7 protein-coding genes are annotated in these 15,137 nt (G+C 69.2%); 4 read left to right on the top strand and 3 right to left on the bottom strand.

Annotated features, from left to right (window positions below; genetic code table 11):
* Window positions 1-238 precede the first annotated feature (238 nt).
* Window positions 239-2,425 carry a TonB-dependent receptor gene (locus tag ACKN61_RS13995; RefSeq protein WP_408953829.1) on the top strand — a complete coding sequence of 729 codons (2,187 nt, stop codon included), beginning with the start codon at window positions 239-241 and terminating at the stop codon, window positions 2,423-2,425.
* A 434-nt stretch (window positions 2,426-2,859) separates the two neighbouring features.
* Entirely contained in the window at window positions 2,860-6,210 is a 3,351-nt protein-coding gene (locus ACKN61_RS13990; protein WP_408950056.1) for a PAS-domain containing protein, read from the top strand.
* Between the two features lie 349 nt (window positions 6,211-6,559).
* Here the strand turns inward: ACKN61_RS13990 and ACKN61_RS13985 are convergent, their stop codons facing one another.
* Window positions 6,560-7,225 (bottom strand): response regulator, encoded by a 666-nt coding sequence (locus ACKN61_RS13985; RefSeq protein ID WP_408950055.1) that lies wholly within the window; start codon window positions 7,223-7,225, stop codon window positions 6,560-6,562.
* 100 nt (window positions 7,226-7,325) lie between these two features.
* Between ACKN61_RS13985 and ACKN61_RS13980 the strand changes: the two genes are divergently transcribed.
* Together ACKN61_RS13980 and pssA are read left to right on the top strand one after the other, a co-directional pair.
* Window positions 7,326-9,299 (top strand): 3-hydroxybutyrate oligomer hydrolase family protein, encoded by a 1,974-nt coding sequence (locus tag ACKN61_RS13980; protein WP_408950054.1) that lies wholly within the window; start codon window positions 7,326-7,328, stop codon window positions 9,297-9,299.
* A 278-nt stretch (window positions 9,300-9,577) separates the two neighbouring features.
* The gene (pssA, locus tag ACKN61_RS13975; protein ID WP_031370836.1) at window positions 9,578-10,192 is read left to right on the top strand and encodes a CDP-diacylglycerol--serine O-phosphatidyltransferase; all 615 of its coding nucleotides are present in this window, start codon (window positions 9,578-9,580) and stop codon (window positions 10,190-10,192) included.
* Between the two features lie 375 nt (window positions 10,193-10,567).
* On the opposite strand, the gene ACKN61_RS13970 is transcribed toward pssA, so the two are convergent.
* Window positions 10,568-13,693 carry an error-prone DNA polymerase gene (locus ACKN61_RS13970; RefSeq protein WP_408950053.1) on the bottom strand — a complete coding sequence of 1,042 codons (3,126 nt, stop codon included), beginning with the start codon at window positions 13,691-13,693 and terminating at the stop codon, window positions 10,568-10,570.
* Window positions 13,690-15,129, bottom strand: coding sequence for a Y-family DNA polymerase (locus tag ACKN61_RS13965; protein ID WP_408950052.1), 1,440 nt, complete (start codon window positions 15,127-15,129; stop codon window positions 13,690-13,692). Before ACKN61_RS13965 ends, ACKN61_RS13970 begins: the two co-directional genes overlap by 4 nt.
* Window positions 15,130-15,137: the final 8 nt, after the last annotated feature.

Here is a 15,137-nt window from a genome sequence, read left to right as displayed (position 1 = left end):
CCGAAGGTACAGCTGCCGGACGTGACCGCGTCCTCATAGTCTGCGCGGCATGACGGGGGCCTTCGTCCAGCTGCCGCCGCCATTCTCGCGTGGGGGCGGAATGGCGGCGGTGCGGACACCGGCCCACCGCGATCGCTACGAACGGCTGCTATAAGCGGCCGCTACAAGGGGAGAGACGCACGTGAAGCAAGGCAAGCAGACACGCAGCAAGATCGGTCACAGCACGTTGAGCCTGGCGATCGCCGGCGCGTTGCTGGCGCCGGCCGCCTGGGCGCAGGAAGCCGCGCCGGCCGCCGAAGCGCAGGCCAAGACGCTGGGTTCGATCACCGTGACCGCGCGCAAGCGCGAGGAGACCTTGCAGGAAGTGCCGGTCGCGATCACCGCGTTCACGCCCGAGGCGCTGGACCGGCTCAACGTCGAGGACCTCAGCGACCTCGACGCGCAAGTGCCCAACCTGACCATCTACGCCGCGCGCGGCTCCAGCAGCACCATCACCGCTTATATCCGCGGCGTCGGCCAGTCCGATCCGCTGTGGGGCGTCGACCCGGGCGTCGGCATCTACATGGACGATGTCTACATCGCCCGTCCGCAGGGGGCCTTGCTCGACGTGTTCGACGTCGAGCGCATCGAAGTGCTGCGCGGCCCACAGGGCACGCTGTACGGCAAGAACACCATCGGCGGCGCGATCAAGTACATCTCGCGTGGCCTGCCGACTTCGCTGGACGGCTTCGCTTCGGTCACGGTCGGCAACTACGGCCAGCTCGACGTCAAGGCGGCGATCGCCGGCCCCATCGGCGGCAGCACCCAGGGCGGCGATGCCACCCTGCGCGGCCGCCTCTCGGTGGCCAGCCTCAATCGCGACGGTTTCGGCGAGAACGTGGTCACCGGCCAGGACGTCAGCGATAAAGAGATTCTCGCCCTGCGCGGCAGCCTCGGCGCCTACGTCAGCGACGCCCTCGACATCCAGTTCGCCTTCGACTGGATGGACGACCAGTCCGGCGTGCGCGGCGCCAAGATGCTCGCCGCCAACCGTTTCGCCCCGGGCCAGGCGCCGCTGAATTCGCGCTACGACATCCGCAGCGGCATGCCCAACATCAACGACACCACCATCAAGGGCGCGTCGGCGACGGTGAACTGGCGCGCCAGCGAGGACTGGAGCTTCAAGTACGTGCTGGCCAAGCGCGAGTCGGACACCGAGACCAACATCGACTTCGACACCCTGCAGAACAAGATCGCCGACGTGAAGGCGTTCTACAGCGACCAGCAGATCACCCACGAATTGCAGGCCAACTACGACGGCGGCGGCCGCGCCCGCGGCGTCATGGGCGTATACGCCTTCGACGGCGAAGCCGGCGGCCAGGTGCTCAACAACTTCTTCAACGCCAGCTTCGGCGACACCCAGGGCACGGTCTTCACCGAGAGCATCGCCGCCTACGCCGACTGGACCTTCGACCTCACCGACAAGCTCAAGCTCGACGTCGGCGTGCGCTACACCGACGAGGACAAGCGCGCCAAGGTGCTCAACCGCGGCTACCGCGACGCCAGCTTCAGCGTGCCCAACGGCCTGGTCGCGGCGAATTTCGACCGCAAGATCAACTTCAAGAACACCTCGCCGAAGATCTCGCTCGACTACCAGATCGCGCCCGACATTCTGCTGTACGGCCTGGCCACGCGCGGCTTCAAATCCGGCGGCTACAACATCCGCGCCCAGGCCGCGGCGGTGCCGCGTTCGGCCGAGCCCTTCGACGACGAGGTCGTCGACAGCTTCGAAGTCGGCAGCAAGATGGCCTTCTTCGATCAGCGCCTGTTCTTGAACCTGGCCTATTTCCACAACGACTACAAAGACATTCAGTTGTCGGTGTTCACCGCCTACGACAGCAACGGCGACGGCACCAACGACGCTTTCTTCGGCGATTTCACCAACGCCGGCTCCGGCACGGTGCAGGGCCTGGAAGTCGAATACCAGTGGCTGCCGAACGAGCATTGGCTGATCTCGGGCAACCTGGCCTGGCTCGACGCCAAGTACGACGAATTCATCTATGCCGGCGTCAACATCGCCGACGAGCAGGAGTTCACCAACGCCCCGGACTTCTCCGGCGCGCTCAACGTCGAGTACCGCACCGACCTGAGCAACGGCAGCAATCTGTCGGCGCGCGTGGGCTATAGCTACCAGAGCGACGTAGTGGCGACCACCGAGATCATCCGCACCGGCGCGGTGCCGATCACCCAGGACGGCTATGGCCTGGTCAACGCCGGCGTGACCTGGAAGAGCCCGGGCCCGTGGACGCTGTCGCTGCAGGGCACCAACCTGGCCGACAAGGAATACCGCACCACCGGTTACAGCCTCAATTCCGCCTTGGGCGTCTACACCGGCTTCTATGGCCCGCCGCGTCAGTACACGCTGTCGGTGAAGTACGCGTTCTGATCGTTGCCGCGGCGACCGACGACGTCGCCGTGACGGCGTGAATCCTCTGCCACGGATGGCGGGGATTCGTTTTGGCGGATCGGGGCTTGAGGTCGAATGCTGAAGGCGTGACCTCGAGAGCAGATAGCTCGGAGCGAAGTTCGAAAAGCCGAAAAGCAAATCCCCCTCCATCCCCTTTTTTCAAAGGGGGAAGTACCCGCGGGGAAGTGCGTTGCTTTCGAAACCTTAGGTTATTCCAGAAGCCTGCGTTGCCCCCAAGCCGAGCCGGCCCCCCCTTTGAAAAAGGGGGGGAGGGGGGATTTGCCCCTGGCTCTGCTTTTGCTTTTGCCCAGCCTTCGCTTCGCGCAGCCAAAGCGGCCCCTTTTCATCCGCAGGCCCATCCGCCGCACCGAACCGCTGCGCTATCCTGCGCCGATGCCTCCCGTCGCCGCCTCATGCTGAGCCTTACCGTCGTCGCCTTCGCCAGCCTGGCCTGGCTGGCGCTGATGTTCGGCACCGCGCTGTTCGCCGAGCGGCGGCCGAACGTGCTGGCGCGGCATTGGCGCCACATCTATGCGCTGTCGCTCGCGGTGCACTGCACCTCGTGGACCTTCTACGGCACGGTCACCCAGGCGGCGCGCTACGGTTGGCCGTTGCCGCCGACCTTCCTCGGCTCGATCCTGTTCTACGCGCTCGCGCTCGGTTTCATGGTCAAGCTGGTCAAGCTGGCGCGCGAAACCAACGCGACCTCGCTGGCCGACCTGATCGCTACGCGCCTGGGCAAGGACGCCTGGCTCGCCGCGCTGGTGACCTTGATCGCCGCGCTCGGCCTGATCCCCTACATCGCCCTGCAGCTCAAGGCCGTGGCGATGAGCTTCGCGATGCTGACCACGCGCGCGACCGACGGCGGCGCGCTGCCGGCCTGGCGCGACAGTGCGCTGTACGTGGCCTTGGCGATGGCCTTGTTCGCGATGTTATTCGGCACCCGCCGCGCCAGCGCGGCCGAGCACAACCGCGGCCTGGTCCTGGCGATGGCGTTCGAGTCGGTGTTCAAGCTCGCCGCGATGCTCGCGCTCGGCGCCTTCGTCTGGTTCGGCCTCGGCGATTTGCCGCAGGCCGCGGCGGTCGCCGTCGACGCACCGGCGCAGCCGGCCGGCGGTTTCGTGCCGCTGGTGCTGCTCGGTGGGCTGGCGATGTTCATCCTGCCGCACCAGTTCCACGTCGCGGTGGTCGAATGCCGCGATGAAGCCGACGTGCGCACCGCGCGTTGGCAGTTCCCGCTGTATCTGTTGTTGATCGCGTTGCCGGTGCTGCCGCTGGCCAAGGTCGGCCAGTCCTTGCTCGGCAGCCAGGTGCCGTCGGACCTATACGTGCTGGCCCTGCCGCTGGCGCAAGGGCACGAATCGCTGGCGCTGTTCGCTTTCCTCGGTGGGCTCAGCGCCGCCACCGGCATGGTCGTGGTCAGCACCCTGACCCTGAGCCTGATGATCGGCAATCACTGGTTCGCGCCGGGTCTGTTGCGCGGCGCCTGGGCGCGTAACGACGACTTGCGCGGGCGCGTGCTCGCGCTGCGGCGTGCCGGCATCGTCGCGATCATGCTGCTGGCCTGGGGCTATAGCCGCCTGATCGCGGGCAGCGAGGCGCTGGCCGACGTCGGCGCGGTGTCGTTCTCGGCCCTGGCGACCCTGGCGCCCGCGCTCGCGTTCGCGGTGTGGCGGCCGCAGACGCCGGCGCGCGCCGCCTTCGCCGGCATCGTCGCCGGCTTCGCCGCCTGGGCCTGGGTGTTGCTGTTGCCGATGTTGTACGAGGCGCGCGGCCTGGCGCCGTCGTGGCTGCACGAGGGGCCGCTCGGCTGGCATTGGCTGGCGCCGGAGCGTTTGTTCGGCCTGACCGGCTGGAGCCGGCTCGGTCGCGCGGTCGGCGTCAGCCTGTTCATCGGCACCTTGACTACCGTGCTGGCGGCGCTGTGGCGGCGCGAATCGCCGCGTCATGCGCGCCGGGGGCTCGATGCGCAGACCCTGCGCGACGCCGGCCTGCGTTTCCTGTCGCGCGAAAGAGTCGCGCAACTGCTCGACGGCGTACCGGCCGGCGGCGCGGTCGATGCCACGGTCGAAGCCGGCGTCGAGCGCGAACTGGCCGCGGTGCTGGGCTCGGCCTCGGCGCGGGTGCTGCTGGACGCGGCGCGGCGCGAAGCCGGGCGCGACCTCGACACCGTGGCGGCGATCGTCGGCGAGGCCTCGGCCGATCTGCGGTTCAACCAGCGTCTGCTCGAAGCGGCGTTGCAGAACATGAGCCAGGGCATCAGCGTGGTCGACGCGCAACTGCGCCTGGTCGCCTGGAACCGCCGCTATGCCGAGCTGTTTGGGTACCCGGCCGAGTTGCTGCAGGTCGGCCGGCCGATCGCCGATCTCGCGCGCTGGGCGATGCAGCGCCTGCCGATGCAGGCCGATATCGAATACTCGCTGGAACGGCGGCTGGCCTTCATGCGCGCCGGCACCGCGCATCTGTCCGAGCGCGTGCTTGCCGACGGCAGCATCATCGAAATCCGCGGCAACCCCATGCCCGGCGGCGGCTTCGTCGCGACCTTCACCGACGTCACCGCGTTCCGGCGCGCCGAGGCCGGGCTGATTCAGGCCAACGAAACCCTGGAGCAGCGCGTCGCCGAGCGCACCGCCGACCTGGAAGTCGCGACCCGCGAGGCCGAGCGCGCCAACGAAGCCAAGAGCCGCTTCCTTGCCGCGGTCGGCCACGACCTGATGCAGCCCTTGCACGCCGCGCAATTGTTCACCGATGCCTTGGCGCAGCAGGTCGCCGAGCCGGCGCAACGCGAAACCGTGGCCCAGATCGGCGGCGCGCTCGATTCCACCGGCGATCTGTTGACCGGTTTGCTCGACATGTCGCGTTTGCAGGCCGGCGGCCTGGTGCCGCAGCCGCGCGAGTTTCCGCTGGCCGAAGTGCTGGAGCCGTTGGCCTCGGAGTTCGGCGCCATTGCCGCCGCGCGCGGCCTGCGTTTCCGTTATGTCGCCTCGCGCGCGTGGACGCGCAGCGACCCGCAGTTGCTGCGCCGCGTGTTGCAGAACTTCCTCGCCAATGCGGTGCGCTACACCGCGCAGGGGCGGGTGTTGATCGGCGTGCGCCGGCGCGGCGGTGGCCTGTCGATCGAAGTGCACGACAGCGGCCCGGGCATCGCGGCCGACCAGCGCTCGATGATTTTCGAGGAATTCCGCCGCGGCGAGGACGCGCCGGGGCAGGGCCTCGGCCTGGGCCTGTCGATCGCCGACCGCATCGCGCAACTGCTCGATGCGCCGCTGAGCCTGCACAGCCGCGTCGGCCACGGCACAGCGTTCGGCGTTCGCGTGCCGAACCTGCCCGTGCCGCAGCCGATCGCATCGCAGCCGATCGCGCCCGCCGGCGCGGCGCGCGGTATCGCCGGGCTGCGCGTGCTCGCGGTCGACAACGATCCGCAGGCCTTGGGCGCATTGAGCGAGACGCTGCGGCGCTGGGGCTGCGCGGTGGTCACCGCCGGCGCCGGCGAGGACGCGCGCCGGGCGATGCGTGAGCAGCCCGCGGCGCTGTGGCTGTTCGACTACCACCTCGACGACGACGACACCGGCGTGGCCCTGGCGCAGCGGCTCAGCGACGAGTTCGGCGCGCGGCCCTGCCTGCTGTTGAGCGCAGACACCGGTGCTGCGGTGCGGCAATCGGTGCATGCCGCCGGCTGGTCGCTGCTGGCCAAACCGGTCAAGCCGCTGGCCCTGAAATCGGTGCTCGACCGTTTGCTCGCCGCCGGCGGAATCGCGCGCTGAACAGCGCTGTCGAGGCCATCTTCGGGTGGTGACCAAACGTGAGCAAAGTCAAGGAAATTTGCTGGTCATTTTCTAGCCAACCCTATTGCAATGCTTGTGTAGCAATGCGTTGCGAGTGGTTCGGAGAGAACTGTCCGCAGGCTTGTCCACAGGCTGTGTGGACAACACGGGCGGCGAAAACGATAAACAGCCTGAATGTGCCAAGGTCTGTGCCCCGTGCTTCGTCGCAGGCCTATCACGATCCGCGATGGCGTGCGCAGTCTTGACGGCGCGAGTGTCCGACGCTAGACGCCACCAAGGAATCCGGGGTCGAGCGGCGGGCGCGGAACGTCCGAGCCGACGCTCGCGCTCAGTCTTCGATTCGCCGCGCCGGGTCGGACAATTCGAGTTCGCGCAAGACCACGCCGGCCTGGGTGCGGTTGCGCACGCCGAGACGGTCGAAGATCGCCGACAGATGCGCCTTGACCGTGCGCTCCTGCACGTCGAGGCGATCGGCGATCTGTTTGTTGAGCAAGCCCTGCGCGACCAGGGCCAGCACCCGGAACTGCTGCGGCGACAGACTGGCCAAGCGCGAGGCGAGGTCGGCGTCGCCGCGCTCGCTGTGAGTGCGCGAGACCGCGGCGCGCAACGAGGCCGGCAGCCACTGCTCGCAAGCGAGCACCGCGCGAATCGCATCGCGCAATTCGTCCAGGCCGGAACTCTTGGGCAGATAACCGGCGGCGCCATGGTCGAGCGCGCGCCGCACCACGCGCGGATCGTCGTTGGCCGACACCACCGCGACCGCGGTGCCGGGGTACTGCGCGCGGATCGCCGCGAGCCCGGCCAGGCCGTGGTTGCCGGGCATGTGCAGATCGAGCAGAACCAGGTCGATGCCGGGCTCGGCTTCGAGCGCGGCGAGGGTGTCGTCGAGGGTGCCGGCTTCGCGAATGATGGTGTCGGGCACGGCATCGGCCGCGGCCTGGCGCAGTGCGGCGCGGAACAGCGGGTGGTCGTCGGCGATCAGCAGGGTCGGCATCGTCTTTAGCCTAGCAGGCCCGGCGCACCGGCCGCGGCCGCCGCGCACGGCTGTACGAAAGTACGATGAGGCGCTGCGCGCGACTTGCTAGCCTGAGAGGATGAGCGCCCAATCCCTTCGCACCGCCGCGGCCACCGCCGCCCTCGTCTTGCTGGCTTGCGCGGCATCGCCGGTGGCGGTCGCCGCCAAGCAGCGCTCCGCCGCCCCGAACGCCCGCCAGGAAGCCGCATCGATGTTCAGCGCCGAACGCCAGACCGAGCATCGCGGCGAGCACGACGACCTGCTCAGCGCCGGCCTCGGCCTTGACGGCTTGCGCGCGATGCTGCCGCCGGCGTTCGCCGACGCCGCGCATCCCACCGCTGCGGAGTTGCGCCGGCGCGCCTTGTGGGCGAACTGGCGCGGCATCGCCGACCTGGCGCCGGGCGGCGGTTACGGTGAACTGTACGGCAGCCTCGCGCGCGTGCCCGGGCGCGAGTTCAGCGCGTTCGCGCGCTTGCCCGGCGCCCATCAACCGCATCGCGTACTGGTGCAGGTGCCCGACGAGTTCGATGCCAAGAAGCGTTGCCTGGTGGTCAGCGCCTCGTCCGGTTCGCGCGGCGTCTACGGCTCGATCGCGGTCGCCGGCGCCTGGGGCCTGCCGAAGGGCTGCGCGGTGGCCTACACCGACAAGGGCGCGGGCACCGACTATTTCGATTTCGACGCCGGCATCGGCGTGCGTGCCGACGGCACCACCGGCCCGGTCGCCGAAGGCGGGCTGGCCTTCACTCCGAATGCGAGCGAACGAGAAGCTTCGAAGGGCGTCGCCTTCAAGCATGCGCACTCGCGCGACAACCCGGAGGCCGATTGGGGCCGGCACGTGCGTCAGGCCGCGCAGTTCGGCTTGCGCTCGCTCGACCAAGCCTTTCCGAAACAGGCGCCTTTCACCTTCGCCAATACGCGGGTGATCGCGGTCGGCATTTCCAACGGCGGCGGCGCGGTGTTGCGCGCGGCCGAACTCGACGATGAGGGCGGGCGCGAGGGCCGCTGGCTCGACGCGGTCGTGGCCGGCGAGCCGAACGTCTACGTCGAAGGCGCGCGGCCCTTGTACGACTACACCACCGAAGCCGCCTTGCTGATGCCCTGCGCCTTGTTGCACAAGCCGCTGGGTGCGATGCCGGTGGCGCCGATCAGCGGCGACAGCGCGGAATCGTTCTGCCACTACGCCGCGGCCCTGGGCCTGCTCGGCGAGGCGGCGAAGCAGGCGACCACGGAGGTGCGTGCGCAGGCCGCCTACGAGCGCATGCGCGGCAACGGCTGGAGCGACGACGCGCTGCGCGCCGGCGCCTTGTCGGTCAACTTCGATCTGTGGCGCGCGGTCGCGGCGACCTATGCCTCGGCCTACGGCCGCTTCAGCGCCGCGCAACAGCCGCGCACGCGCAATCCCGACCAGCCCTGGGTCCGCTATGTCTACAGCGCCGGCCAGGTCGCTCCGGGCGCGCCGATCAGCGAACGCGCCGCCAGCGAAGCCGAGCGCGCGGCCTGGTGGTCCGATGCCAGCGGCATTCCGCCGGGCGCGGGTGTGTATCTGTTCGGCCCGAACGCGGCGCAGCCCGAGCAGCGCCTCGCGCCGCTGGCGGGCCTGCGCGAGTTGTGGAACGGCGAACCGCTCGGCGAGCCACAGCCCGATCGCGGCGCAGCGCTCGCCGCCGCGCAACAACGCGTGCGCAAAGGCATCGAGGCGACCCGCGCCGCCGCGCCGCGCAAGGATCTGCCGATCATGGTCGTGCACGGCCTCGACGACGGCCTGATCCCGCCGGCCTTCAGCAGTGCGCCCTATGTGGCGATGGCGCGCGAGGCCGGCGCGCAGGTGCGTTACTGGCAGGTGCGCAACGTCCAGCACTTCGACGCCTTCCTCGGCCTGCCGGCGTTGAGCACGCGTTATCTACCGTTATTGCCCTATGTTTACGAGGCGCTCGACCGCGTCGACGCGCACCTCGACCGGGACCAGCCCTTGCCGGCCGATGCACTGATCCAGACCGCGCCGCGCGCGCAAGGGCAGGCCTTGAAGGCCGCCGACCTGGCCATTCCGCGCTGAGGCGCCGGCGCGCCGTTCATCGGCGCGCAAGCCAGCGCGAACAGGGCGTTCATCCGCGCAGCAACCGCCGTCATGCAGGCCCGAAGCAGGCCCGACGCGGTTCGCCGCGTGGTTCGCTGGCCGGGGCGCTAGCGCTTGCGAGGGGCGTGCCGAGGGCCGGTACCGGCGAGGATCGATGCCTTTGCGACCTCCGCCCCTTGCGGCAGGCGCATCGGCTTTGGCAGGCTGAACGCCCTTCCTGGACGGCCCCGCGGCCGTTCGCCACGGAGCAGCACCGCATGGCGCGTCATTTTTCGATGCTCCGCGAATTCCATCTCGCGGACTGGTTCACCCTCGCCAACGCCTTCTGCGGCACCGGCGCGATCTTCGCCGCGATGCGTTTCCTGCAGGAAGGCGGCGTGCGCGATTTGATGATCGGCATGGCGTTGATCCCGCTGGCCTTCATCTTCGACGCCCTCGACGGCCGCGTCGCACGCTGGCGCAAGTCCTCGTCCACGCTCGGGCGCGAACTGGATTCGCTGGCCGATGTGATCTCCTTCGGCGTCGCGCCGGCGGCGCTGGCCTATGCCTGCGGCCTGCAGGGCGGCTGGGACTGGGTGGTGCTGAGCTATTTCGTCGGTTGCGGCGTCAGCCGCCTGGCGCGCTACAACGTCACCGCCGAGGCCCTGGCCGGCGACGAGGGCAAGGTCAAATACTTCGAGGGCACGCCGATCCCGACCAGCCTGCTGCTGGTGATCGTGCTCGCCATCGCGGCGGTGCAGGGCGACATCGGCGCCGATCTGTGGCTGGGCATGTTCAAGCTCGGGCCCTGGCAGTTCCATCCGCTGGTGCTGATGTTCGCGCTGTCGGGCTCGCTGATGATCAGCAAGACCTTGCGTATCCCCAAGCCCTGATCGAAGGCCTTGCGCGTGGCTGTGCCTTATGTCGGAGGCGGCGCGCATAGCTGATCGATCCCGTCTGCAAGACGGCAGCCGATGGGTTGCAGGCGCGAGCGAAGTAAGCGTTCGATGGGGCGGTGTTCGACGGGCAGAAGCAAATCCCCCCTGGCCCCCCTTTTCCAAAGGGGGGAGAGGCCTGGTGGGGTCGTGGTGGATTGGCCGCTGATCTGACCGGGTAGTAACGCCAAGGAATGCCGACGGCAACGAACGCAGCACTCTTCGACACCCACCCCGGCCGTTGCTGTTCCCCCCTTTGGAAAAGGGGGGGGAGGGGGGATTTGCTCTCGGCTCTTAGCGATCCGCTTCTCGCATGCAAGCCACCGCGGCGCTTCAGTGGAAGTCGCGCGAATGCGTGCTCAGGCTGCCGAGCAGGGCGGTCAGGTCCTCCATGCGCGAGACGATCAGGTTCTGCACGCCGTCGACGCGTTCCAGGCGCGCGTCGATCGCCATCAGCCGCGCTTCGACCAAGACCCGGCGCTGGCGCTGGGCGAGATCGCGCCAGACGATCGCATTGACCGTGCCGTCCTCGTCTTCCAGGCTGAGGAAGGTCACCCCGCCGGAGGTTTCCGGATGCTGGCGCACGGTCACCAGACCGGCGAAACGCACCTGGGTGCCGGACTCGGTCTTGGCCAGTTGCGAAGAACGCCGGCAGCGCCGCGCGTGCAGGGTGCTGCGCAACAGCGATAAAGGATGGCGACCGAGCGTGGTGCCGAGCAGGGCGTAGTCGGCCTGCACGTCTTCGCCGGCGGTCGGCAACGGCAGCGACACCGGTGCCTCGTCGCGGGCCACCCCGGCGAACAGCGGTAACTGGGTGTCGACGCCGGCGACCGCCCAGCGCGCGCGGTGGCGATGGCCGGCGAGCGCGCGCAGCGCGCCCGAGTCGGCGAGCAGGGCGCGCACGCGGGTGTCGATGGCCGCGCGCGTGCACAGGTCTTCGACGTCGCGCCACGGCGCCCGCACCCGCGCGTCGGCGATGCGCTCGGCCGAGGCCTCGTCGAAGCCGTTGATCAGGCGCAGCCCCATGCGGATCGCGTGCGGATGCTTGCCGACCCGGCCGTGTACCGGTTCCAGGGTGCAGTCCCATTCGCTGTAGCGCACGTCGACCGGCAGCACCGCGACGCCGTGGCGGCGCGCGTCGTGGAGGATCTGCCCGGGCGTGTAGAAGCCCATCGGCATCGAGTTGATGACGCCGCAGGCGAACGCGGCCGGGTGGTGATGCTTGAGCCAGCAGCTGACGTAGGTGATCAGGGCAAAGCTGGCGGCGTGCGACTCGGGAAAACCGTAGCTGCCGAAGCCCTTGATCTGCTCGAAGATACGGTGGGCGAAGTCTTCCGTGTAGCCGTTTCTCAACATGCCGCTGCGCAGTTTGTCGCGGTGCGGTTCGAGCCCGCCGTGACGTTTCCAGGCCGCCATCGAGCGGCGCAGCTCGTCGGACTCGCCGGGCGTGTAGCCGGCGGCGACGATGGCGATCTGCATGACCTGCTCCTGGAACAGGGGCACGCCGAGGGTGCGCACCAGCACCGTGCGCAGCGCTTCCGACGGGTATTCGACCAATTCGGGATTCTTGCGCCGCAGCAGATAGGGATTGACCATGTCGCCCTGGATCGGCCCGGGCCGCACGATCGCGATCTCGATCACCAGGTCGTAGAACGTGCGTGGGCGCAGCCGCGGCAGCATCGACATCTGCGCGCGCGATTCGATCTGGAACACGCCGATGGTGTCGGCCTCGCAGATCATGTCGTAGACCGCCCCGTCCTCGCCGCGGGCGAGGATGCCGGCCATGTCGAGCTGGCCGTGGCCCTGGCGTTCGAGCGAGGCGAAGGTCTTGCGCACCGCGGTCAACATGCCCAGGGCCAGGCAGTCGACCTTGAGGATACCCAGGGCGTCGAGATCGTCCTTGTCCCACTGCACCACGGTGCGGTCGTCCATCGCCGCGTTCTCGACCGGCACCAGGGTGTGCAGCGGCCGCTCGGAGATCACGAAGCCGCCCGGGTGCTGCGACAGGTGGCGCGGGAACCCCTGTTGCACCAGGTGCGAGGATAGCGCGACCACGCGTTGCAGCAAGGGCGAATCCGGGTCGAAACCGCGTTCGCGCAGGTGCTCGGGCAGGGGCACGTCCTCGCTCCAGCGGTCGAGCGTGCGCGCCAGTTCGCCGATCTGGTCCTGCGGCATGCCCAGGGCGGCGGCGACGTTGCGCACTGCGCTGCGGCCGCGGTAGCTGATCGCCACCGCGGTCAGCGCCGCGCGTTCGCGGCCGTAGCGATTGAACACGTACTGCAGCACTTCCTCGCGCCGTTCGTGCTCGAAGTCGACGTCGATGTCCGGCGGTTCGTTGCGTTCGATCGACATGAAGCGCTCGAACAGCATGCCCATGCGGATCGGGTCGATCTCGGTGATGCCCAGCGCGTAGCAGACCACCGAATTCGCCGCCGAGCCGCGGCCCTGGCAGAGAATGTCTTGCGAGCGGGCGAAATCGACGATGTCGTGGACGGTGAGGAAATACGACTCGTAGTCGAGGTGGGCGATGACACGCAGCTCGTGTTCGATCTGTTTTTGCGCATCCGCAGGCACGCCCCGGGGCCAACGCGCCGCGGCGCCCTTCTCGACCAGCCGCGGCAGCCAGGTCTTCGGGGTTTCGCCGGCCGGAATCAGTTCGTGCGGGTACTGGTATTCGAGGTCGCGCTTGAGCTCGAAGCGGCACATCGCCGCGATCCGCAGGGTTTCTTCGAGCATCGCGCGCGGATAGATCGCCGCGAGCGCCTTGCGGATGCGCAGGTGGCGTTCGCCGTTCGGGAACAGACGGTGTCCGGCCTCAGCGACGGTGGTGCGATGGCGGATCGCGGTCAGCACGTCCTGCAGCGGACGGCGTGCGCGCTCGTGCATGTGCACGTCGCCGGCGGCCACAGTCGCCAGGCCATGGCGCGCGGCCAGCGCCTGCAGTTCGGCCAGACGTGCGTCGTCGTCGGGGCCGCGATGCAGCTCCACCGCCAGCCACAGGCGCGCGCCGAAACGCTCGCGCAGCCAGTCGGCGTGAGCGTCGTCATGCGCATCGCCGTCGGGCAGCCACAGCGCCAGCAGGCCTTCGCAGCGGCCGTCGAAATCTTCGCGCAGCGAGCGGTATTCGCCTTTCTTCGCGCGCCGCCGCGCGGTGGTGATCAACCCGCACAGCGAGGCGTAACCGACCGGCTCGGCGACCAGCAGCACGACTTTGGGCCCGCCGTCGATGCGGATCTCGCTGCCGACGATCAGCGCCAGCCCGGTCTGCTTCGCCGCCTGCCAGGCGCGCACGATGCCGGCCAAAGTGCATTCGTCGGTGATCGCCAGGGCGCGATAGCCCAAGGCTTGCGCGCGCTCGAACAACTCGCTGGCGATCGAGGCGCCGCGCTGGAAACTGAAGGCCGACAGGCAATGCAGTTCGGCATAGTCGGGCAGGCCGCGGTCGGGCAGGGCGCTCATGCGAACCAGCCGTGCAGGATCAGCGGGCCGTCGCCGCCGGCGCTGCGGTAGACCCAGGCGCGCTGCCCCTTGACGGTTTCGACCAGGTAGTAGTCGCGGCGCACGTCGTCTTCGTCCCACCAGCCCGATTCGATGCGCTCCGGGCCGGCCAGGACCTGGGCGACTTTGTCGTGCAGCGGCTCAGGTTCGCGCAGCAGCCAGCCCGGACGAGGCACCTTGCGTGCGTGCTTGTCGGTGCGTGCGGCGACGTCGCCGGGCAGACTGCGCCAGGCGCGCTCGGGGCGATGGTCGGCCTGCGGCGCGAGACCCTGCACGCCGTCGTCGCCGAGCCGCGCGCGCAGGCGTTCACGCAACTGCGTCCACGGCAGTGCCTGTTGCGGGCGGGTGTCGAACAGGTCGCGGCGCGCCGGCACGAACGGCGGCAAGGCCTCGGCGAGCAGGCGCAAACCGACCACCGCCGCCGGCAGCTGCGCCTGCTGCAAACGCCCGCGCGCGAGTTCGAACAGCATCGTCGCATCGCGTTCCGGCGCGAGCAGCCCGACTACGACCTCGCTGGGCGGGTGGTTCAGATGGTGGGCGTGGCGCTCGTGTTCGAGGATCAGCTTGAAGCGTTCGACGCCGCCGTCGCGGCCGGACAGATACGCCGACAGGTCGGCGGTGAGCCGGCGCAGGGGAAACAGCAGGGCCTGGCTGGATTCGACTTCGTGGCCGAGTTCGATGCGCGCGTCGAAGGCGTCCGGCGGTTGGAAATAGATCAGCGGCGGCGTCGCCGCACCGCGCAATGCGTCCAGGCGAGTCAGCACGTCCTGACCGAAACGCCGGGCCAGTGGCGCGCGCGGCAGGGCGAAGACCGCGCCGAGCCTGCGCAGGCCCATGCGCTGCAGCGCCTCGACCGTGTCGGCGTCGAAGCCGCAACGTTCGATCGGCAACTTCGCCAGCATCGCTTCGAGCCGGTCGTCGTCGCAGCACAGCCCGTCTTCGATGTTGGTCAGCACGCGCGCGGCATGCGGGTTCGGCGCGGCGGCGATGCGATGACGGAAACCCAGCTCGTGCAATTCCTGCGCGAGGCGTTCGCGCAACTGCGGCCAGGGCCCGAACAAACGCCGGCTGCGCCCGACTTCGAGCACGATCGCATGCGCGAAGGCGGTGCTGACCTGCGAGCTGTAGCGATAGGCCCAGGCGGCGAGCAACTGGCGCGCCTGTTCGGCGGCTTGCGGGTCGTGGTCGACGGTCTGGAAACCGTCGGCGATCGCCTGCGCGGCGATCAGCGACATGCCGGGTTTCAGGCCGAGTGCGCGTGCGCCGGCGTTGACCGCATACAGGCGCCGCCGCGCCTGCGGGCCGTCGACCAGGGCCAGCGCGCGCTCGGGCTGTGCATGCCCGCGCAGGACCACGTCCAACGCCAATTGCGGCAACAGCAGGCAGGCCCAGCGCATGTCGGCCG

Source organism: Lysobacter sp. Hz25, from assembly GCF_046097045.1.
GTDB lineage: Bacteria > Pseudomonadota > Gammaproteobacteria > Xanthomonadales > Xanthomonadaceae > Lysobacter > Lysobacter antibioticus_B.
The sequence above is the reverse complement of the archived record's forward strand: the minus strand, read 5'-3'. Positions and strand labels throughout refer to the sequence as shown.